16 protein-coding genes and 1 pseudogene are annotated in these 21,375 nt (G+C 71.8%); 11 read left to right on the top strand and 6 right to left on the bottom strand.

Annotated elements, in window-relative coordinates:
* Positions 1–6 precede the first annotated feature (6 nt).
* The 3 genes from IO33_RS0116450 to IO33_RS0116440 form a co-directional block, all read right to left on the bottom strand.
* The gene (locus IO33_RS0116450; protein ID WP_031165381.1) at positions 7–1,362 is read right to left on the bottom strand and encodes an NAD(P)/FAD-dependent oxidoreductase; all 1,356 of its coding nucleotides are present in this window, start codon (positions 1,360–1,362) and stop codon (positions 7–9) included.
* Positions 1,352–1,561: a ferredoxin gene (locus IO33_RS0116445; RefSeq protein ID WP_031165379.1), complete on the bottom strand. Its 210-nt coding sequence runs from the start codon at positions 1,559–1,561 to the stop codon at positions 1,352–1,354. The genes IO33_RS0116450 and IO33_RS0116445 overlap by 11 nt, the downstream gene beginning before the upstream one ends.
* Positions 1,562–1,824: 263 nt before the next feature.
* Positions 1,825–2,787 (bottom strand): AraC family transcriptional regulator, encoded by a 963-nt coding sequence (locus IO33_RS0116440; RefSeq protein ID WP_031165376.1) that lies wholly within the window; start codon positions 2,785–2,787, stop codon positions 1,825–1,827.
* A gap of 82 nt (positions 2,788–2,869) precedes the next feature.
* Here IO33_RS0116440 and IO33_RS0116435 point away from each other — a divergent pair, with 82 nt between their 5' ends.
* The gene (locus IO33_RS0116435) at positions 2,870–3,700 is read left to right on the top strand and encodes an SDR family oxidoreductase (protein ID WP_031165374.1); all 831 of its coding nucleotides are present in this window, start codon (positions 2,870–2,872) and stop codon (positions 3,698–3,700) included.
* A gap of 61 nt (positions 3,701–3,761) precedes the next feature.
* Here IO33_RS0116435 and IO33_RS0116430 read toward each other — a convergent pair whose 3' ends face one another.
* Complete coding sequence (locus IO33_RS0116430) at positions 3,762–4,226, bottom strand: SRPBCC family protein (protein ID WP_031165372.1); 465 nt, start codon at positions 4,224–4,226, stop codon at positions 3,762–3,764.
* Between the two features lie 46 nt (positions 4,227–4,272).
* Here IO33_RS0116430 and IO33_RS0116425 point away from each other — a divergent pair, with 46 nt between their 5' ends.
* From IO33_RS0116425 to IO33_RS0116415, 3 genes are all read left to right on the top strand, one after another.
* On the top strand, positions 4,273–4,881 hold the full coding sequence (locus IO33_RS0116425; RefSeq protein WP_037685526.1) for a TetR/AcrR family transcriptional regulator: 609 nt from the start codon (positions 4,273–4,275) through the stop codon (positions 4,879–4,881).
* A 218-nt stretch (positions 4,882–5,099) separates the two neighbouring features.
* Positions 5,100–7,898, top strand: a complete 2,799-nt coding sequence (locus IO33_RS0116420) for a SpoIIE family protein phosphatase (protein ID WP_078963687.1) — start codon at positions 5,100–5,102, stop codon at positions 7,896–7,898.
* 209 nt (positions 7,899–8,107) lie between these two features.
* The gene (locus tag IO33_RS0116415) at positions 8,108–9,247 is read left to right on the top strand and encodes an ABC transporter substrate-binding protein (protein ID WP_031165365.1); all 1,140 of its coding nucleotides are present in this window, start codon (positions 8,108–8,110) and stop codon (positions 9,245–9,247) included.
* Between the two features lie 59 nt (positions 9,248–9,306).
* On the opposite strand, the pseudogene IO33_RS47400 reads toward IO33_RS0116415, so the two are convergent.
* Positions 9,307–10,110, bottom strand: a pseudogene (locus IO33_RS47400) (NAD(P)H-binding protein); the annotation flags it as partial.
* Between the two features lie 88 nt (positions 10,111–10,198).
* Between IO33_RS47400 and IO33_RS0116405 the strand changes: the two are divergent.
* The 5 genes from IO33_RS0116405 to IO33_RS0116385 all read left to right on the top strand — a co-directional run bounded on the left by IO33_RS0116405 (position 10,199) and on the right by IO33_RS0116385 (position 13,393).
* Positions 10,199–10,621 carry a winged helix-turn-helix transcriptional regulator gene (locus IO33_RS0116405; RefSeq protein ID WP_031165360.1) on the top strand — a complete coding sequence of 141 codons (423 nt, stop codon included), beginning with the start codon at positions 10,199–10,201 and terminating at the stop codon, positions 10,619–10,621.
* A 195-nt stretch (positions 10,622–10,816) separates the two neighbouring features.
* Positions 10,817–11,815 (top strand): L,D-transpeptidase, encoded by a 999-nt coding sequence (locus IO33_RS0116400; RefSeq protein ID WP_037685525.1) that lies wholly within the window; start codon positions 10,817–10,819, stop codon positions 11,813–11,815.
* A 58-nt stretch (positions 11,816–11,873) separates the two neighbouring features.
* A complete protein-coding gene (locus IO33_RS0116395; RefSeq protein WP_031165357.1) occupies positions 11,874–12,380 on the top strand; it encodes a SigE family RNA polymerase sigma factor in 507 nt (168 codons plus the stop codon).
* Complete coding sequence (locus IO33_RS0116390; RefSeq protein ID WP_157857866.1) at positions 12,373–13,080, top strand: L,D-transpeptidase family protein; 708 nt, start codon at positions 12,373–12,375, stop codon at positions 13,078–13,080. The genes IO33_RS0116395 and IO33_RS0116390 overlap by 8 nt, the downstream gene beginning before the upstream one ends.
* A gap of 85 nt (positions 13,081–13,165) precedes the next feature.
* A complete protein-coding gene (locus tag IO33_RS0116385) occupies positions 13,166–13,393 on the top strand; it encodes a hypothetical protein (RefSeq protein WP_209438866.1) in 228 nt (75 codons plus the stop codon).
* 41 nt (positions 13,394–13,434) lie between these two features.
* Here the strand turns inward: IO33_RS0116385 and IO33_RS0116380 are convergent, their stop codons facing one another.
* Positions 13,435–16,170 (bottom strand): helix-turn-helix transcriptional regulator, encoded by a 2,736-nt coding sequence (locus IO33_RS0116380; RefSeq protein WP_107069325.1) that lies wholly within the window; start codon positions 16,168–16,170, stop codon positions 13,435–13,437.
* Between the two features lie 335 nt (positions 16,171–16,505).
* Between IO33_RS0116380 and IO33_RS0116375 the strand changes: the two genes are divergently transcribed.
* Positions 16,506–17,549, top strand: a complete 1,044-nt coding sequence (locus IO33_RS0116375; protein ID WP_037685521.1) for a PP2C family protein-serine/threonine phosphatase — start codon at positions 16,506–16,508, stop codon at positions 17,547–17,549.
* Positions 17,550–17,738: 189 nt separating this feature from the next.
* Complete coding sequence (gene putP / locus IO33_RS0116370; RefSeq protein WP_037685519.1) at positions 17,739–21,338, top strand: sodium/proline symporter PutP; 3,600 nt, start codon at positions 17,739–17,741, stop codon at positions 21,336–21,338.
* The last annotated feature ends 37 nt before the right edge of the window (positions 21,339–21,375 follow it).

The following is a 21,375-nucleotide window of genomic DNA, read 5'->3' as shown; positions in this document are numbered from 1 at the left end:
TGGGGGCTACACCACCGTCAGCCGACGGTCGGGCAGGTGACCGGTGAGGGCGACGGTCGGGCCGTGGGACAGTCCCGACGGATCGGGTACGGCGGACGGGATCGTGATGTCGGCCGCGATCGCGCGGTCCGCCGCGCCGGGCGGGGGCGGGAACGGAGCGGCCGTCTCGATCAGATGCCGGTAGTAGTCGAGCGACTTGGCCATGTCGACGGTGACCGCGGCGGTGACCCGTCCCTGGTAGCCGTAGACCATCGCCAGCCGGCGCGCCTCCAGGGAGCCCTGGGCGATGACGATGTGGTCGGAGTAGGTGGGCACGCCCACCGACTTGATGTTGAGGCCGAACTGGGTCGACCAGAACACCGGGACGGCTAGGTGCGGGCGCTGCAGCGCCCCCGGGTTGACCATGTTGTGCGCCGCCACCTCGGCCTGCTCGACCGCGTTGCCCCAGTGCTCCAGGGAGAGCATCTGGTAGCCGAACAGCGGGTGCGGGAAGCGGGAGACGTCGCCGGCCACGAAGACGTCGTCGGTGACGATCCCGTACATGGTGAAGGCGCGGCACCCGGCGTCGCAGGCGATGCCGCGCGGGCCCGCGGCAAGCCCGGACTGGGCCAACCACTCCACGTTGCGGACCGCCCCCAACGCCACGACGCACACGTCCGCCTCGATGCGGCTGCCGTCGGACAGCTCCGCGCCGGTGAACGCGCCGTTCCCGTTCAGGGCGGTGACGGTCACGCCGGTACGCAGGTCCACGCCGTGGTTGCGCTGCATCACGGCCGCGAGCTTCGACAGCGTGGCACCGAGCGCGCCCACCAGGGGTGCGGGGCCGCGTTCGGCGACCGTGACCTGAAGCCCCATCTCCCGGCAGGCCGAGGCGATCTCCGAGCCGGTGAAACCACCGCCGATGACCAGCACCCGCTCCGGCCCCGCGGCCAGCCGCTCGGCCAGTCCCGCGCCGTCCTCACGGGTGCGCAGCGTGAACACCCCGTCCAGGGCGGCCTCCTCGGAGTCGGGCCAGGGCCGCGCGCGGGTCCCGGTGGCGATGAGCAGCCGGTCGTACGGCAGGGATTCCCCGTCCTCCAGCAGCACCTGTCTCGCCAGCAGATCCACTCCTGTCGCGCGTACGCCGAAGCGCCACTCGGCGTCCGGGTCCCGGCGCAGCGGCAGCTCGGTGGTGTGCGCCGTCGCCTGGCCGAGAAGCACCTGCTTGGACAGCGGAGGCCGGTCGTACGGCGCATGGGGTTCGTCCCCGACCACGGTCAGCGCACCGGTGAATCCCTCCTCGCGCAGCGTCTCCGCGGCCCTCAGCCCGGCCAGTGACGCGCCGACGATGACGATCCGGCCTTCTTTCAGGTCAGAGGGCACGGCTGGTCACCTCTTCCCCGACGAGGATGGCCTGCACCGGGCACGCCGCCGCGGCCTCGCGAACCCGGGCGACCTGATCGTCCGGTACGGCGGTGGCGTACAGCAGTCCTTCCTCCCCGTGCAGCTCGAACACCTCGGGTGCGTGGAACACGCACTGTGCGTAGCCCTGGCACCGCGTGAGGTCGACGACGGTCCGCATCGTCACCACTTCCTCCGTTGTCTCACCCCCCTCACCTCCAGCATGAGCCGGGTGCCGGAGGCTCGCACGGTGACCGTGCGAGGGGCCCCGCGGGTCGACCGTCATCCCCAGGGGGTGGTCGAGGACGGAAGCGACGCTGATGAGGGCGGCGTGCGCGAACGCCCTTGGGCACACGTCCGGTTGCCGGCCCGTCCACTGATCTCCCTGGCACGCAGGGCGATTTTTCTTGCCTGGGCGAACAACTCCCTTGATGCGCAGGCTCGTCAGGGGGTGTCGGGTACTCCCGGGACGGCCTGGCGGCGCCACGCCGAGGGGCTGACGCCTCGGCTGCGCTTGAACGCCACGCTGAAGGCGAAGGGATCGTCGTAACCCACTTCGCGGGCGACCGCGGCGACGGTCGCCTCGGTGTTGCGCAGCAGGTCCGCCCCCAGTGTCATCCGCCAGCCGGTGAGGTAGGTGAGCGGGGGTTCACCGACCAGGGTGGTGAAGCGAGCGGCGAAGGCGGCGCGGGACATGCCGATCCGGGCGGCCAACTCGGCGACCGTCCAGCGATGGCCGGGAGCCTCGTGCAGCAGGCGCAGCGCGGTGCCGATCCCGGGATCGGACAGTGCCCGGTACCAGCCGGGCGCTCTCTCCGAGCCCGCACACCAGGCGCGCAGGGCCAGGACGAGCACGAGGTCCAGTGCCCGGTCGAGGACGGCGTCCTGACCCGGTTCGTCGCGGCTGGCCTCGGTGGCGAGGAGATCGAGTGCCGCCCGGGTCACGGGGCCGCGGGGTACGACGGCCAGGGGCGGGAGCATGCCCAGCACGCGATCGCCCAGGTCGCCGCGGATTTCGTACGCGCCCCGGAGCATGATCGTGGCTCCGGGCAAACCGTCGCCGTAGGTACGCGGGCCCAGGCTCCGGACACTGCCCGGCGCTTCCCGGCTGCCGTCCACGAAGTGCTTGCTCCGGCCGCGGATCACCACCTGAGGCGGGGTGGAGGGGGCGTCGGCGATCGTGTGGCGGCCCGGACCGGTGATCAGGGCGATGTCACCCGCACCGAGGCGTACCGGGGCGGTGTCCGCATCGTCGAGCCGGACGCAGGCGTGGCCGGCGAGCGTGGTCACGACCGTGAGCGGTGGGGTGTCGGCGAAGGTCAGCGACCATGGAGGACGCTGGATCAGCTGCCTGACCAACGCGTTCCTGGCACGGGCCCGGTGCAGCAGATCACTCAGGACGTCCACACCCTCACGTTAGACGATCACAAAGGTGGTTTCGACGTTCGCCCATGGAACGTCCACGCGCCCTCGGGGTTGTCTGGACGGCATGAAGAACATCCTCATTCTCGGTGGCACCGGCAAGACCGGCAGCCGCATCGCCCGGCAGCTGAAGGCCGCCGGACGGCCCGTGCGCACGGCGTCCCGCACGGGCGGCGACATCCGCTTCGACCTGGACGACCCGGCGACGTGGGAACCCGCGCTCGACGGGGCCGGCGCCGTCTATCTCGTGGAGCCCGGCCTTCGGCCGGGCGCGGACCGTCAGGCGCGCCTCCCGCGCTTCGTGACCGAGGCGGTGACCGCGGGCGTACGGCGGTTGGTGCTGCTGTCCGCCCCGCGCGCCGGGGAGCAGGGTCATCCGCTGCACGCCGTCGAGCAGGCCGTGCGCGGCTCCGGCGTCGACTGGGTGATCCTGCGGCCGAACTGGTTCTCGCAGAACTTCAGCGAGGGCCCCTGGCGGCCCGGCGTCCTTGCCGGAAGCCTGGCTGTGCCCACCGGTGACGGGCGTACGCCCTTCGTCGACGCCGAGGACATCGCCGAGGTCGCCGCAGCCGCGCTGACCGAAGACCGGCACAGCGGCCGGATCTACGCGCTGACGGGGCCACGGGCGATCAGCTTCGGTGAGGCGGCGCACCTCATCGCCAGGGCTACCGGGCGCAGGGTCCAGCACGTCGACGTCGATCCGGACACCTTCGTCCGGCGCCAGGTCGCGGCGGGCGCCTCACCGGCCGTCGCGCGCCTGTTCGCCGACATCCTCATGGCCATCGGCCGGGGCTCGGGCGCCGCGCTCAGTGACGGTGTGCAACGAGCCCTCGGCCGACCGCCCCGGCCTTTCGAGGACTTCGTCACCGAGGCGGCCGCCGCGGGCCACTGGACCTGAGGTTCCCCGGGCGTCGGCCACACCCAAGCTGAGCGGGGCAACGACCCGAGACGCAGCGCGGTCAGGAGCCGGCGGCGGACGCGTGGCGAGCCAGCTCGGTGGCCAGGCGTCGCATGACGGTGCGGTTGGCGCGCCGCATCGTGGCCCGGACGAGGGGTGCCAGCAGGCGTTCGGCGAAAGGGGCGCGCGTCCAGGCGTACGTGAACGAGACGAGGCTCCCCCCGGTTCGCGTCGGGCTGATGGTGTACGTGCCGTGGGCCCGGCGTCGGCCGGCCGCGCTGACGTTGTGTTCGACGATGCGCCTCGGCGCCTCCGCCTCGACCACCTCGATGGTGACGTCGGTCTTCGTGCCGGCCAGCGTGGCCGTGACCGTGGCGCACGAGCCGATGCCGCGGCCGGGGCCGCTGTAGCGCCAGTCGGTCAGGTAGTGGTCGGTGAATCGCTCGTGGTGAGCCATGACATCGAGGAAGTCGTAGACCTGCTCGGGCGTCTGCGGGACGTCGATCGACACGGAGACAGACTTCATGTCCCACACGGTACAGACCGCATGTACCAATTGGTACACTCCTGTCGTGGTGAACACGGACGACTCCCGTCCCGAGGGCGCGACCGCTCCCGGCAGGGACGGAGACCGGCGCGCGCGACTGGTGGAGGCGGCCGTCGATCACGTCGCGGCGCACGGCATCGCGGATCTGAGCCTGCGCCGCCTGGGCGCCGCGATCGGGGTCAGTCACCGCATGCTGATCCACTACTTCGGCTCCAAGGAGCAGCTGCTGGTCGAGATCGTCCGGACGTCGGAGCGGCGCCAGCGCGATCTGCTGGCCCGGATCCTGCTGGAGCCCGGTCTCTCGCCCGCCGATGTCGCGCGGCTGCTGTGGCGGCAGCTGACAGATCCTCGACTGGCCGGTCAGGAGCGGCTCTTCTTCGAGATCTGCGGGCACGCGCTGCGAGGCCGCCCCGAGGCGGTCCCGGTCCTCGACGGGCTCGTGACGGACTGGCTGGAGCCACTCGTCGCCGCCGAGACGGCGACGGGGGCGGATCCCGCCACGGCCCGGAACCGTGCCAGGCTGGGGCTCGCCACCGTCCGCGGTCTGCTGCTCGACCTGCTCGCCACCGGTGACCGCGTCGGTGTCGACGCGGCGATGGAGGAGTTCCTCCGGCTGTACTACGGCACGGACTGACGCGCCGGCCGATCATGCGGATCGCGGGCGTGCGACAGCAGGCGGTCGACAACGACCCCTGCGGGGCGTGTGGGCCGGGAACCCGCGGCGCGGGGGATGCTCGGCGCGATCGCGACGGCCTGGGTGTGGGCCGGCCGGTCCAGGCCGCATAGAGGTCGGCCGCTCAGAAACGATAAAAAGGGGGTATGAGCGGAGCTTCGGGTCAAAAAGGGCGCGATATGCCCGATGCGTCCGGGCGGACTCATCGACCCGATCGCCCCCGTCAGGTGGGAGAGGAGCGGCGGTCGGGCTCGCTGCTGAGCGTGCACAGCCTCGCCGGGCAGGTCTTCCTCCTGCAGCTGGCGGTCGTCATGCTGCTCGTCGCGGCCACCCTGGTGGCCCTGGTGGCACAGGCGCGGCGCGACGTCATGGCGGACGCCCGGCAGCGGACGCTCACCACGGCGCAGACGTTCGCGAACGCCCCGGGGACCGCGGCGGCGCTGAAAAGCGCGCACCCGTCCGCCGTACTCCAGCCGCATGCCGAGGCCGCCAGGAAAGCCGCAGGCGTCGACGCCATCATCGTGTACGGGCTGAACGGGATCACCCTCACCCACAGCGACCCGCACCAGATCGGGAAACACGTCATCGGTCCTTACGCGCAGGCGGCGACCGGCAAGCCGTTCACGCGTACCTTCAAGGGGTCCCTGGGGCTCTCCGTGATCTCGGCGGTTCCCGTCAGGGGGCCCGACGGCTCCGTCGTCGCCATCGTCTCCGTGCCCGTCACGGTCGAGACGGTGCGGCACCGGGTGAACCAGCAGGTGCCGGTCCTCTTCGGCGGCGCCGTCGCCGCGCTCGCCGTCGCGGCAGGCGGATCGGGCCTGGTCAGCCGGCGGTTGCGGCGCCAGACCCATGGCCTCGGGGCGACCGAGATGACCCGCATGTACGAGCACCACGACGCGGTGCTGCACGCGGTGCGGGAAGGAGTGCTGATCGTCAGTGGTGACGGCCGGCTGCTGCTGGCCAACGACGAGGCACGGCGCCTGCTGGACCTGCCGACGGACGCCGAGCGGCGCCAGATCGCCGAGCTCGGCCTGGAGGAGGAGCTCGCCGGGCTGCTGGCCTCCGACCGGCCGGCCACCGACGAGGTGCACCTGGCGGCCGACCGGCTGCTCGCCGTCAACAAGCGGCTCACCGCACCTCACGGACCGGCCGGCAGCGTGGTGACACTCCGGGACACCACGGAGCTCCAGGCCCTCTCCGGCCGCGCCGAAGTGGCGCGTGAACGCTTGAAGCTGCTCTACGACGCCGGGCTGCGGATCGGCACCACCCTGGATGTGCGGCGCACAGCCGAGGAAATGGCCGAAGTGGCGGTGCCCCGGTTCGCCGACGTCGTCACCGTCGAACTGCTGGAATCGGTCCTGCGCGGGGAGGAGTCCACCGGCGCGCCCGCCGCACTCACCGAGTTGCGCCGCACCGCCGTCGCCGGCCTGGCCTCGGACGATCTCCTGCACCCCGTCGGCGAGCTGATCCGGTTCGTCCCGGACCACCCCGTCGCCGTGGCGATGACCGAGGACCGGCCGGTGCTGGCCAGGGGTCTGAGCGCCTCCGACGGCTGGTGGGCCCAGCACCCCGGACGGGCCCGGCGGATCCTCGACCACCGCATCCACTCCCTGCTCGTGGCCCCGTTGCGAGCCCGCGGCGTGGTGCTGGGAGCGGTGGAGTTCTGGCGCGCCAAGGACTCCCCGCCGTTCGAGGAAGAGGACACGGCCTTCGCCGAGGAACTGGCCGCCCGGGCGGCGGTGTCCATCGACAACGCCCGCCGCTACACCCGCGAACACACCATGGCCGTCACCCTGCAGCACAGCCTGCTGCCACGCGGGCTGCCCGAACAGTCCGCCCTCGACGTGGCCTACCGCTACCTGCCGGCCCAGGCCGGGGTGGGCGGCGACTGGTTCGACGTGATCCCGCTGTCCGGCACCCGGGTGGCGCTGGTCGTGGGCGATGTCGTCGGTCACGGGCTGCACGCCGCGGCGACCATGGGCCGACTGCGCACCGCCGTACACAACTTCGCCGGCCTGGACATGCCCGTGGACGAGCTGCTGGGCCGGCTGGACGAGCTGGTGGCCCAGATCGACGCCGAGGAGGCCACCGACGCGGAGGACGGACAGACGATGATCACCGGGGCGACCTGCCAGTACGCCGTCTACGACCCCACGTCCGGGCAGCTGGTACTCGCCACGGCCGGTCATCCGGGACCCGCGGTGGTCCGGCCCGACGGCACCGTCGACTTCCCCCGGCTGCCCGTCTCGCCGCCACTGGGGCTCGGCGCCGGCCTGCCTGTCGAGACCGCCGAGCTCACCGTGCCCGAAGGGTCCCGGCTGGTGCTCTACACCGACGGACTGATCGAGGACCGCACCCGAGACCTGGACGCCGGCCTGGAGGCCCTGCGCGATGTTCTGGCGGGACACGAACGCACTCCGGAGGCGACCTGCGCGGCGGTGATGGAAGCCATGCTGTCCGACCGGCCCAGGGATGACATCGCGTTGCTGGTGGCCCGCACCTGCCGACTCGGACCAGCGCAGATCGCCGAGTGGGACGTGCCCCGCGACCCGGCGGCGGTGGCCCCGGTGCGCTCCGCCTGCGCCCGCCGGCTGACGGAGTGGGGCCTGGAGCAGGCGGCCTTCACCGCCGAACTCATCCTCAGCGAACTGATCACCAACGCCATCCGCTACGGCTCCGAGCCCATCGCCGTCCGGCTGCTCCGCACCGTGCCGACCAGCGGCCCGGCCGCAGGAAGCCTGATCTTCGAGGTCTCCGACGGCAGCAGCACCTCACCCCGGCTGCGCCGGGCGAAAGTCACCGACGAGGGGGGCCGCGGACTCTTCCTCGTCGCCCGGTTCGCCGAACGCTGGGGAACGCGCTACACCTCGACCGGCAAGGTCATCTGGGCGGAACAGTCCCTCCACCACGGCGCCACGCCGGAGCCGGAAGGACTCGGCGAGATCCTGCTGGGCCAATGGGACGACACGGCACTGTGAGCAGGACACGGCGGCATCGAGCCGCCGAGGCGGCCGAGTACCCTGGCCTCTACGACCACTTCGCCGGCACGTGGGCCCGCGGCTCGCGAGAGCCACCGGAACCCGGACCGGCCACGGCGGCCCCGGGCACTCCTCCGGTGGCGAGAGGCGCCCTGTGACAGCCACACGTCCCCCGGCGACGACCTCGACCGCCACGCCCTGGAGCAGCCGTGACCACACCCCGTGCCCGAGCAGCGGCCGCCCTCGGCTGCTTCGCTCTCGTGGCACTGGGCCTGAGCGCCTGCGAGAACACACCGACCGCCAAGCTCGCGAAGCCGGCGCTGGCCACCTCCGCCGAGAACGCGGGCGGCATGCGCGCGCTGATCGCCGCAGCGAAACGCGAGGGCGCGCTCCGAGCGATCGCGCTACCGCGTGACTGGGCCAACTACGGTGGCCTGATCGACGGCTTCGAGAAGAAGTACGGCATCAGGGTCACGGTCGACAATCCGCTGGGCCACAGCGAGGACGAGATCGACGCACTGCGGCAGCGGGGGCACCGGCCGACGGCCCCCGACGTGATCGACGTGGGGGACACGTTCGCGCGCAACGCAGCGGCGCGCAACCTGATCGCGCCGTACAAGGTCGCCGCCTACGACTCGATCCCCGACAACCAGAAGGACGCGAAGGCCCGCTGGTCCAACAACTACGGGGGCTACATCTCCATCGGCTGCGACGCCAACCGGGTCAAGCCCTGCCCGGAGACCTTCGCCGATCTGCAGAAACCCGCGTACCGGGGCCAAGTCGCACTCGAAGGCGACCCGCGCCGGTCTGCCACCGCCTTCGCCGGCGTCTACGCGGCCGCGCTGGCGAACGGCGGTTCGTTCGCCGACGTCCAGCCCGGTCTCGACTTCTTCGCCAAGCTCGACGCGAACGGCAACCTCAACCCGCTCCCGTCCAACCTGGCCACGGTCGAGGACGGCCGGACCCCCATCAGCATCAACTGGGACTACATCAACCTGCAGTACGCCGACCAGCTTCGCGGCAGGGGAGTGAACTGGCAGGTCGCGATCCCCTTCGACGGGAGCTTCGCCCAGTACTTCGCGCTGGCGATCAACAAGAACGCCCCGCACCCGGCGGCCGCCCGCCTGTGGCAGGAGTACCTCTTCAGCCCGCAAGGCCAGAACCTGCGGCTGCGCGGCTACGCCCGCCCGGTGCTCATGGACGCCATGAAGCAGGACGGCACCCTCGACAAGGTCGCCGCCGCACGACTGCCGACGGTCGAGGGCACGCCGCAGTTCCCGACGGACGCGCAACTGGAGAAGGCGAGGAAGACCGTCGCCCAGGGCTGGGCGCAGGTCGTCCCCGGCTGACCTTCCAGCAGGCGCCCGAGCGCGTGGCGCCGGCCACAGCAATAGACGTACGCCTGCGCTCTCGCGGCGGACGCGGCCGCGGCGGCCGTAGCCAGGGGGTCGCGGGCCGGGCGGCCGAGGAGCTCCGCAAGGTCGGGGGCGGTACCGTCCAGGAAGCCGTGCCGGACAGCCGTGGCGATCGAGGCGAGCATCGGCGGCTGGAACGGCAGCAGTCCCGGGGTCTCCTCAAGGAGCCGGCGCCGGTACTCGCCCAGGCTGAGCGTGCGGTGCGGGACCCCGAGCCGGTCGGCCACCTGCACCGCCGTGACCGGCGTGCCGACGAGGTCGTAGACGCGTCCGCCGTGCCGTGCCGGATCTGCCGCGACGATCGCCGCGGCCTCGGCGAGGTCCTCGCGCGCGACCGCGGCCAGGGCACCGTCGCCGAACGCGGACTCCACCCCGTGGCCGGCCCACATCAGCAGACCGCCGAAGAGTTCGGCGTACAGGCCGTTGCGCAGGATCGTCCACGGCAGTCCGCTCGCCCGCACGAGGCGTTCGGTGGCGCGGTGGGCGAGCGCGAAACCGAGATGGTCGCCGGCACCGGTCAGGCTCGTGTAGACGACGTGCCGGACGCCGTCGCGGACGGCGGCGTCCAGGACCGCCGCGTGCCGCCCGACGACCTGGTCGTCTTCGGCGTAACCGGCGGAGATCAGCACCAGAGTCGACACATCGGCAAGGTCGAGGCTCGCGGGGTCGTCGAAGTCGAGCCGCCGCGTCCCCCCGTCCGGTGTGCGGCTGCCGCCCGTCGCGACGACGCCGCGGGCGCGCAGCGCCGCAAGAATGGCCGCGCCGAGGTTCCCGTTCGCTCCGGTCACCAAGATCATGTCAATCGCCGTCTTCCGTCGGTGGTCCTCATCGGTAACTACGCTTGATCCTTGACCGCACGCCCACCGGCCACAAGAAGGCAGTTTGATGTCACTCACGCACACCGGGGTAACCACCACTCCCGCCGACCTCGACCCCTGCGGACGTGCGGACCACCCCGACTGCGGCATCCGCGACGTCCTGGACCGCATCGGGGACAAGTGGTCGGTGCTCGTGATCGTCGAGCTCGCGAGCGGACCGCGCCGGTTCCGCGAACTGCAGCGCGCCATCGACGGCATCTCCCAGCGCATGCTCACCCTCACCGTGCGCAGACTCGAACGCGACGGCCTCGTCCTGCGCACCGTCTACCCGACGGTCCCGGCCCAGGTCGACTACCGCCTGACAACGACCGGGGCCGGCCTGACCCACCTGGTCAAGGCACTCGCCGACTGGTCCCTCGCCCACCGCCCCGTCATCGCCGAGGCACGACGCGCGTACGACCGGACCCACCCGGACCACGACATCCGCTGACGCGTACCCACGGCCACGAGCATCGCCCCGCGCGGCGGACCGTGCGGGGGGTGGCTGGCGATCCCGCCCTCCTGGGCGCCGCACACTGCGAAGACCCGGTCTTCACCGGTCCCCGAAAAGTTTCGATCCCCATGCAACCTGGTGCCGAGCCCGCGCGTATAGGAGGCGATACCGCACTTCATATGGGGGGATCTCATGCATTTGGACCGTTCGGCCGGTCGGACCGCCGGCCGTCTCGGCGCCGCCGTCGTGGCCTTGGTCGCTCTGCTGTCGGCCGTCGGCTGCTCGACGGACACGGGTACCGGCGTCCGTGAGGGCGGCGGCGCACCGGATGCCCGGGCCTCCGCGGCGCCGGCCGCGAAGGCCAAGGGCGGGGGCAAGGTGTCCGAGGCGCGCCCGGCTCCGTCCATGCCGGAGCCCGCCGTGCTCGCGCAGGCGCGGGTGAACATAGCCGACGGGCAGACGGTCGGTGTGGGCATGCCGATATCGGTCACCTTCCCCCGGCCGGTCCCGGCCGACGAGCGCAAGGCCGTGGAGAGCTGGCTGCGCGTACAGACCTCGTCCGGCACGACCGGCGCGTGGAGCTGGCTGAAGGACCAGAACCTCCTGGACGGGCAGCGCGTCGACTTCCGCCCCCGTGGCACCTACTGGCAGCCCGGCACCACGGTCACCCTGCGCCGCGGTTCGCAGGGCGTCAGCCACTTCACCATCGGCCGGTCGCTGGTCGCCACGGTCGACGTGAGCGCGCACGAGATGACCGTCCGCACCGGCGGCGCGACGCAGCGGATCCCGGTCACCACCGGGCGGCCGGGGCTGGACACCTGGAAGGGGACCATGGTCGTGATGGACAAACAGTCCGAAGTGCTCATGGACTCCCACACCGTGGGCCTCGGTGCCGAGTACCGCGGCAACTACTTCTGGGCCGTGCACCTGACGACCTCCGGGACGTACGTGCACCAGAACCCGCGGGCGAACACCGAGGCAGGACACCGTAACGTCACCCACGGCTGTGTGGGCCTCGCCACCGACGGCACCGCCAAGCGCTTCTACGACCGGGTACGGGTCGGCGACGTCGTCACGGTCACCGGGTCGGACAAGGACACCGTCGCCGCCGGAAACGGCTACGGCGACTGGAACCTGACGTGGCAGCAGTGGCTCGCGCACAGCGCCGCCGGACAGACCACGACCGCATGACCCCGACCGCACCGGCCGCACACGACGCGACCCGCGCCGTCAGAGAGAGCACGAAAAGGTGACCGAGGACGAGTTCGACCTCTTCTACACGGCTGCCTACCCGCGTCTGGTCGGCCAGCTGTACGCCCTGACGGGGGACTACGCCGAGGCCCAGGACGTGGTGCAGGAGGCGTTCGTACGCGCCTGGGACCGGCGTTCGTCGGTCCTGAGCGGCGACCAGGCTCCCGAGGCGTGGATCCGCACGGTGGCACACCGTCTGGCGATGAGCCGCTGGCGGCGGGCGCGCCGCTGGTGGGAGCTCGTGCGAAGCGAGTCCGCGCCGCGGCCGGTGCGCGAACCGAGCCCGGACCACGTGGCGTTGGTCGCTGGTCTACGGCGTCTGCCCGAAGCCCAGCGGACCGCGATCGTGCTGCATCACCTGTGTGATCTGAGCGTGGAGCAGATAGCCGCCGAGACCGGCGTGGCGGTCGGCAGCGTCAAGGCACGTCTGTCGCGCGGCCGTTCGGCACTCGCCGCGCACCTGGTGAGCGAGGAACCCCACCCGACGGAGGAAGTCCGTGTCTGATCAGCCGTCACCGCACCCCCTGGCCGAGGCGGAGTTGTCCGCCCGGCTTCGTGGCCTGGCCGCGCGCGGCGCGGCACCGGCCCCCGCCACGGGAGCACAGGTGAGGAGCCGGGCGGCACGCCGCCGCCGCGGCCGACGCGTTCTGCTCTCCACCGGGGCGCTGGCGGCAGCTGCCGTCGTCACGGTCACCTCCGGCGCCCTCGGCTCCCCGCCCAGCAAGCCGGCGACGCCGCCCGCGACGTCCGTGCCCCGCCCGTCCCCGGCGCCCGTCCAGCGGGTGACGGTCGACCTGGAAGCCCACACGTTGACCATCGCGGGCAGGACGTTCCCCATCAGCGCGCCGCAGGAGAACTGCCCGATCGGCGAGACGACGGTCACGGTCACCGCCAAGTACCCCACCCTCACCCTGCGCCCCGGCATGGTCATCAAGGATCCGCACGTCAAACAGTGGGCGGTCACCTTCACCGACCGCAGTCACACCCAGCGGCTGCTGATGTGGGCGCTGGACCCCGCCGCCGGCCTCGCCAGCATCGGCCACAACGTTCCCGCCGGCTCCATCGCCCTCGCACCCAAAGCCGGGAAGTGGGTGTACGACGCCATCAGGCCCGGCGCGCGTGTGGAGATCAAGGGCAGGCAGGCCAAGAGCGCGGACCCGGACTACGTGTGCACCGACCGCCAACCGATCACCGGCAACCGCTGACGCCGAACCGCCGGCACGCCGCCCGGAGAGGAACTCCGATGCCCGCACCGGATCGAGGCCGCCCTCGACGACCTGCTCTTCGACGGTGACCTCTCGCTACCTGCGCGGCATGGTCGCCGGCGGCCACGTGGAAGTGCACGAGGAGCTGTACGACGGCAGCACGTACGCCGACCGGCACACCTGCTTCCTCACCAAGACCGACGGCACGACCGTCACCATGGAGGTCTACGTCTTCGCCGACCTCGCCCCCGACGGCCGTTGCCACCGCATCGATGATTCCCGAGCTGCCCTTGCACAGCTGCCGTCGGCTTGATCTCGACGGCGTGGCAGTCGAGGAGGTGGAGGCCGCTCACCTCAGCCGGCATCCGCCTGTCGCGCCCGGGAGGCGGTGTCGTCCAGCATTCTGCGGGTGAGGGCGGCGCGGTTGGAGACGCCGAGCTTGCGATAGACCTGTCTCAGGTGGGTCTCCACGGTCCGCACACTGAGGAACAGCGTGGTGGCGATGCCGGCGTTGGTCATGCCGGTGCTGGCGAGGTCGGCGATCTCACGTTCGCGCGCGGTCAGCGCGGGCAGTGCGTCGGCCACCGCCGTGCGGTCGGCCAGCCGGGACCGCAGGCGGCTCACGTCACCGATCAGGCGGGCGGAGCCGCACTGGTCGGCGAGGACCGCGGCGCCGGCGAGCCGGTCGGCCACCCCCTGCGTCCGTCCGGTGTGCAGGGAGAGCTCGGCCGCCGCGAGGAGGGTCGCGCAGGCCTCGATGCGTTCACCGCTGAGGGAGAAGTCGGAGAACGCTTCCACCGCCTTCTCCAGGGCCGTCTCGGTTTCCCCGCGAGCGGCGTGGGCGTGCATGCGGGCGCGCAGAGCGAAGCCGTTGCGGCCGGGGGAGGGGAGTTGTTCGACGCATCTCTCGGCCAGCCGGGCCCACTGCTCCACCGACGCCGGGTCACCCATGGCGAGCGACGCCTGTGCCAGGGTGTCGCACCAGCGTGGCTTGCGCCAGGAGGTGAGCCTGGACAACTCGGCGCCGCCGGCGGCCTCCGTCAGAAGCCACCGGGCGCGCGCGGGATCACCGGTGCGCAGGACGAGCTCGGCGTGGAAGCAGCGGACGGCGACCGCCCACGCGGTCGGCGTGTCGCCGCAGACGGCCAGGGCGCGTGCGGCCGACGCCTCCGCCTCCTCCAGATCGCCCGCCCCGTCCCGCCAGAAGAGGATCTCGGCCCGCACCATGGCGCTGACGGCCTCCTCCGCCGGACTGACGACCCGGTCGCCGCGGAGGGTGATCTGGGCAAGGGTGGCCAGCGCGCCGTCGAGGTTTCCGCACCGCAGCCGCGCGTTGGCGAGCACCGTGAGAATCTGCGGCTCGATGTACGTCTGCCGGGTCCGCCGGGACAGTACCGCCGCGCGCGTCAGGTGCCGGTCGGCGTCCAGCAGCCGTCCCAGCATTCCTTCGGTCATCCCCACCTGCACCGAGGCGTCCAGGTGGGTGAGCAAAGAGGTGTCGGAGGAGGAGTCGATGAGCTCGGCCGCGGCGGCCGCCCGTGCCTGCGCCGTGGTGACGTCACCTGTGAACAGGTAGCCGAGCGCGGCCTGTGCCAGGGCCCGCGCCTCACCGACGTGGTCGTGGTACCGGTGCGCGATCGCTGCGGCCGTGTCGGCGTGCTCGCGGCAGGTCTCGTACTCCTGGAGGTCGTAGGCGTGGTCGGCCAGTTCGGCGTGCAGGGCGGCGGCGATCGCCGCGTCCTGGTCGGCCAGCACCGCGAGACCTGAGCGTGCCAGGGCACCTGCCTCGGTGTACCGGCCGAGGCGCCGTTCGATCCGGCTCGAGTCGACGAGCGCGGTCACCTCGCCGGGGCGGCCCGGCATGGCCGACCGCAGGGCGTCGAGCAACTCCCTGCCCTCGGCCGCGTCTCCGGTCAGCAGGCGGGCGCGGGCGAGGAGGACCTGGGCCTCGTGCCAGTGCTCCTCGCCCTCGCGGAGCAGCGGCAGCGCGGCCTTCAGATAGCCGGCCGCGACCGCGGGCGAGCTGTACAGAATGCTGCGAGCGGCGGCGATCAGGATGGTCACATGTTCCGGACGGTTCGGATCGGCGGCGCCGGCGACATGACGGACCCGCCTGGAGACGGGGGCGGCCTGCTCGGCCAGCGCGGCGTCGGCCCGGCGGTGCAGGTCGGTGCGCCGGCTGGGTTCGAGCCGTTCGTAGACGACGTCGCCCACCGCTCGGTGGCGCACCGCGAGGTGCGGAGCGGGCTCGGCGGACCGGACCAGGTCGAGACGGGTGAGGGTGTCCAGTAAGCGCAGGGCGGCGGCCGTGTCCTGCCCGGCGACCGCGACCAGCAGTTCCGGGTGGAACGGTTCGCCGAGGACCGCCGCGGCCTGGAGCAGGGCGAGGGCCTCGGGATCGAGACCGGCCAGCTCCCCGAGGACCGCCGTCACGGCCTCGGCGCCGGTCCGGCCGTGCGCACCGAGGATCTTCAGATACTGCGGATTGCCCATGGCGTCGCGGCAGATCTCGTCCGCGCTCGGATGGTCTCCGAGCAGCTCCGCGGCCTGCTCGGGGGAGAGCGGCCCGAGGCCCCACACCTCCAGCAGGCCATCGGAAGCCGCCCGCGAGGCCATTTCCGCTGCCATGGCGGAGAGTTGGCGCTGCCGGTATGCCACGAGGCACAGCACGTGACCGCCGGCGGTCGCCTGGAGCAGTTGCTCGATGTACGGCAGCTGGTCGGGCGCGAGGAGGTGGACGTCATCCACCACGGCGAGCAGGGGGCCGCCCTCGGCCGCACGCGCGACCACCTCACGGAGGTCCTGCGGGGGCGGGGCGTCGTCCTGCAAGGACGCGGTGGCGGATCGTCCCCGGGCCGTGCGGACCGGTATCCCAGCGGCTCGCGCCTCGGCCGCGACCGCCCACATGAGAGCACTCTTGCCGATGCCCGGGTCCCCGACCAGCGCCACGGTCCGCCCCGGCCCGTTCTCGATTCGGATCAGGGCTGACACCAGCTCCTCGACTTCGGTCTCACGCCCGGTCAACGGACGTGCGCCGCCGGTCCCTCGGCGGGCGGGGGGCGGTATGTGACCCCGCAAGTCATCGGTCATGAAACGGCAGATTAACGGCTTCCTGTGACAGTGGGCCAAGCCGGGAAGTGCCGAGGCCGGTGCCGCTCGGGCTCGCTCGGCTTCGACGTGTCCGTGATCGGCGGCCACGGGGGTGAGGAGCGCTGCACCGGGCTGCCCGTCCACCTTCGCCCCCTGGCGGCCCGCTGCCGCCGCCCCGGGCGAACCGCTGGTGAGCGGTCCCCGGCTCGTGCACGCGCCCTCACGGAACGAAGACCGTTATGCCCCGATAAGATAACTTTGTGATCAGGATTGGACGGCCGCGGCGCCACCGCCCTCCCCCCGGTGGCCGACGCGAGACCGTACTGCTGTCCCCCGTGCTTCTCACCGTCCTGATCACCGGTCTGGCCTTCGCCACCCCCAGGGAGATCGCCTTCAGCCGTCTCCTGCCCGCCGCGCCCGCCCTCGCCGCCGCGATGTGGCCCGTGCTCCCGACGATCCTGCTGGGGGCGTTCTGCCTGCTGGTCATGATCGGGCTCAGCCTCGTCTACGTCGACCTGGGGACGCCCTACACGGCGGCCGCGATCGTCGCGGTCACTCTGGCGGCCGCCTATACGAGCCACCTCCGCATCCAGCGGGAGGAGACACTCTTCCAGGTCCGGCTCGTCGCCGACGCGGCGCAGCAGGTGCTGCTGCGTCCGCTGCCGCGCCGTGTCCAGGACGTCGATATCGAGTCGCTGTACCTGGCGGCCCAGGAGCAGGCCCGGATCGGAGGTGACTTCTACGAGGTGGCCGACACGCCGTACGGTGTTCGGCTGCTCATCGGTGATGTGCGCGGTAAGGGGCTGCCGGCGGTGGGGGCGGCCTCGGCGGTGATCAACTGCTTCAGGGAGAACGCGTACGACCAGCCCGACCTGAGGGGCATCATCCATCGCCTGGAGACGAGCATAGGGCGCTACAGCCTCGCGATCCTCGACCCGGACCAACCCGAGCACTTCGCCACCGCCCTGATCGCCGAGATCCCGTACGGGAGCGGACATGCCAAAATCCTCAACTGCGGGCACCCTCCGCCCCTGCTGATGCGGAGCGGGGAGGTCTGCGTCCTGGAGCCCACCGTCCCCTCACCGCCCCTCAACCTCGCGACGCTTCTCGGGGACGACTACAACGTCGACACCATCGCCTTCACCTCGGGTGACCAGATACTGCTCTACACCGACGGCGTAACGGAGACCCGGGACCGCACCGGCATGTTCTTCCCGCTGCCGGAGTGGATGCGGCAGCTCGGCCCGGCTGCCCCCCGTGAGCTGCTGGACCGGCTTCACCAGGACCTGCTCCACTACAGCGGCGGGAGGCTCGACGACGACATCGCGGCCGTCGCCGTCCGCTGCAGCCACCCCGTGATTCAAGAGTGCTCCGAGTAGGCGGCTGAACACGTCGCGCCCCGAGGGGGGCGGACTCGGCTGCCGTGTTCGTGCCGACGCTGTCGGCACCGGTAGAAGCGACGCCGCCGACCGGTGGTTGCCGCAATCGGTACATTTGTGAATGAAGGATCACGGCTGTCAGGCATGTGACGGTCGCGCCCATGCTCGGGAACCACGGGCGAGGACAACATGATCGACTTGAGTGCGCCGATCATGGCCACCTTCCTTGTGTATGTGGCCATCATGATCGCAACGGGTATCTGGGCCTACAGCCGCACTCACACCTTTGCCGACTTCGCCCTGGGCGGCCGCAGGCTCAGCGCGTTCGTCGCCGCCCTGTCCGCGGGGGCCAGCGACATGTCCGGCTGGTTGTTCCTCGCCTTTCCCGGCGCGGTGTACGCGGCCGGTGTCGGTGCCAGCTGGATCGCGGTCGGTCTGGTGGTCGGTACGTACCTCAACTGGCTGTTCGTCGCGCCGAGGCTGCGCACCTACACCGAGCGCGCCGGGAACGCCGTCAGCCTCTCGGCCTATCTGGAGGAAAGGTTCGAGGACCGCACCCGGACGCTCCGGATGGTCTCGGCGGCGGTCACCCTCGTGTTCTTCACCGTCTACGTCGCCAGTGGGCTGGTAGCCGGTGGCCTGCTGTTCGGGCACATCTTCGGTGTCGGGTTCGGGCTCGGAGTGACCCTGACCGCCCTGGTGATCGTCGTCTACTCGTGCCTGGGCGGCTTCCTCGCCGTGAGCCTGACACACGTCCTGCAGGCCACGCTGATGTTCCTCGCCCTGCTCGTGCTCCCCGTCGTCGGCATCGGGGCGCTCGGCGGCTTCGGGGCACTGCGTGACGCCCTCAACAGCAAGACCCCCAGCCTGCTCGACATGGGCGCCAAGGCCGACTACACGGACGGACGGTGGTCCGCGGGCGGCTCCCTCGGCGCCGTCGCGATCATCTCGCTGCTCGCCTGGGGGCTCGGGTATTTCGGTCAGCCCCACATCCTGGCCCGCTTCATGGGCATCCGCAGCACCGGCGCCGTCCCGGCGGCCCGCCGCATCGAGACCGGGTGGGCCGTCTTCGTGCTCGCCGGAGCCACCCTCGTCGGCCTGGTGGGCATCGCCCGGGCCGGCACACCGCTGAACGACCCGCAGACGGTGTACATCACTCTCAGCCGGACCCTGTTCAACCCCTGGGGCGCCGGCGTGATGCTGATCGCCGTGCTGGCCGCGATCATCTCGACCGCGGACAGCCAGCTCCTCGTGTCCTCGGTCAGCCTCACGGAGGACTTCTACCACGCGTTCCTCCACCGGCGTGCCTCGGACAGGACCCTGGTCTGGGTCGGTCGCGCCGCCGTCGTCATCGTGATCGTGGTGGCCTTCGTGATCGCGCTCAGGGGCGGCGGGCTGCTGGGCATCGTCGCCTACGCCTGGGCGGGCTTCGGAGCGGCGTTCGGGCCGGTCGTCCTGCTCTCGCTGTACTGGCCCCGGATGACCTGGGCGGGGGCCATGGCCGGGATCGTCTCGGGCGCGGTCACAGTGCTGCTGTGGAAGAAGATCAATCCGCTGCTCGGTCCCTTCGAGTCGGGCATCTACGAAATGGTGCCGGGCGTGCTGGTCGCCACGGTGGCAGCACTGGTCTTCGGCAGATTCGTCGGACGGCCCCCGAAACGGGCCTTCTGGCGGATGCCGGGCGGCGGGGTCAGCCAGCTGATGCTCACCCCCTTCCTCACCCACGCCCCCGTCGGCATCGCGGTCCTCGACACGGACCTGCGGTACGTCTGGGTGAACGAGTCACTGGACCGCCGCATCCCCCTCGAACATCGGCTGGGCCGGCGGATGGCGGAAGTGCTGCCGATCGCGGAGGCCGCGGCCTTCGAGGAGAAGATGCGCGGAGTCCTGGAGACCGGCGCTCCGGTGATGGACTACGAATACCCCAGCCCCAGCCAGCTGGACACCGACGCCGGCCGCGCGTTCTCCTCGTCGTTCTTCGTCATGAAGGACCGGCACGGTCAGAACGTCGGTGTCTGGTACATGGTCATCGACGTCACCGAACGCCGGCGCGCCCAGGAACGCCTGGCCCTCCTCAACGACGCCGCCACCCGCATCGGCAGCACCCTGGACGTGACGCGGACGGCCCAGGAACTGGCCGACGACGCCGTGCCGGCCGTCGCCGACTTCGTCGCCGTGGACCTGCTGGACTCGGTCATGAGGGGCGAGGAACCGGCACCCGGTCCGGTCGGGATGTCGCCCGTCATCCGGCGCGCGGGGCAGCAGTCGGTGCGCGAGGGCTGTCCCGAGGGGAGCCTGGCCGTGGGGGAGGCGGTCCGCCGTGCCGCCTCGTCGCCGGTGACCCGCTGCCTGATGGAAAGCAGAACCCTGGTCGAACGGACCCTGGACCGCACGGCCAGCCCGTGGGTGACCGAGGACGAGTCGCTCGGCGCCTCCTTCCGCGACTACGACTTCCGCTCGGTCATGGTGGTCCCGGTGCGAGCGCGCGGTGTCACCCTGGGTGCGGCGACGTTCGCACGGTCCGGGCGGCGGGGCCCGTTCGAGGAGGACGACGTACGTCTCGCCGAGGAACTCGTCTCCCGCGCGGCGGTGTGCATCGACAACGCGCGCCGATTCACCCGCGAGCGCACCGCGGCCCGCTCCATGCAGCGCTATCTGCTGCCGCAGGAACTGACGGGAGGTTCCGCGCTCGCGGTGGCGTCCTGGTATCTCCCGGCGGACGCCCCCACCGGTGTGGGCGGCGACTGGTTCGACGTGATCCCGCTGTCCGGGGCACGGGTCGCGCTGGTGGTCGGGGACGTGGCCGGGCACGGCCTGAACGCCGCGGCGACCATGGGACGCCTGCGCACCGCGGTACGCACCCTCGCCAACCTGGACCTCTCCCCGGACGAACTGCTGGCCCATCTGGACGACCTGGTCATCGGCCTCATGGGGGCGGACGGCAGCGAGGCTTCGCCGGCGACCGAGGACGGGGCCCCGGGCACCGCGTTCCTGGGCGCCACCTGCCTGTACGCCGTCTACGACCCGGTCAGCGGGCGGTGCACGCTGGCCCGCGCCGGTCACCTCCCGCCGGTGATCGTCTCTCCGGCCGGCGGTGCCGAAGTCCTGGACCTGCCCGCCGGACCACCACTCGGCCTCGGGTACCTGCCCTTCCAGGCCGTCGAAATGGAGCTGGCCGAGGGCAGCCTCATCGCGCTCTACACCGACGGTCTCATCGAATCCGTCGACAGGGACATCGGTGTCGGGCTGTCCCGGCTGGGCGATGTCCTCGCCGCGCCCCGGCCGACTCTGGAGGAGACGGGCCGCGGAGTGATCGATGGTCTGCTGGCCGGTCAGCCCTCCGACGACGCGGCCCTGCTCCTCGCCCGGACCCGTGTCCTGGCCCGGGACCGGATCGTCTCCTGGGACCTGCCCAGCGATCCGGCCGCCGTCGCGCGCGCCCGCTCACTCGCCACCCAGCAGCTGACGGAGTGGGGCGTACCCGACCTGACGTTCACCACGGAGCTCGTCGTCAGCGAACTGGTCACCAACGCCATCCGTCATGCGACCGGACCGGTCTGTCTCCGCCTGATCAGGGACCGTGGCCTGATCTGCGAGGTCTCCGACGCCAGCAGCACCTCGCCGCGCCTGCGCCATGCCCGCACCACCGACGAGGGAGGGCGGGGCCTGCTGATCGTGGCCCAGCTCGCCCACCGGTGGGGTACCCGCTACACCACGAACGGCAAGATCATCTGGACGGAGCAGGTCGTTCCGGCGGACGCCGCCGTCGAGGACCCGCCTGGCCGCTGATCCGGTGGGTCGTGGCGGCTCACCAGGCCCGTGCCGG

This window comes from Streptomyces durhamensis (assembly GCF_000725475.1).
Taxonomy (GTDB): domain Bacteria; phylum Actinomycetota; class Actinomycetes; order Streptomycetales; family Streptomycetaceae; genus Streptomyces; species Streptomyces filipinensis.
Note: the sequence above shows the minus strand (reverse complement) of the source record. Positions and strands in the feature narration are given on the sequence as shown.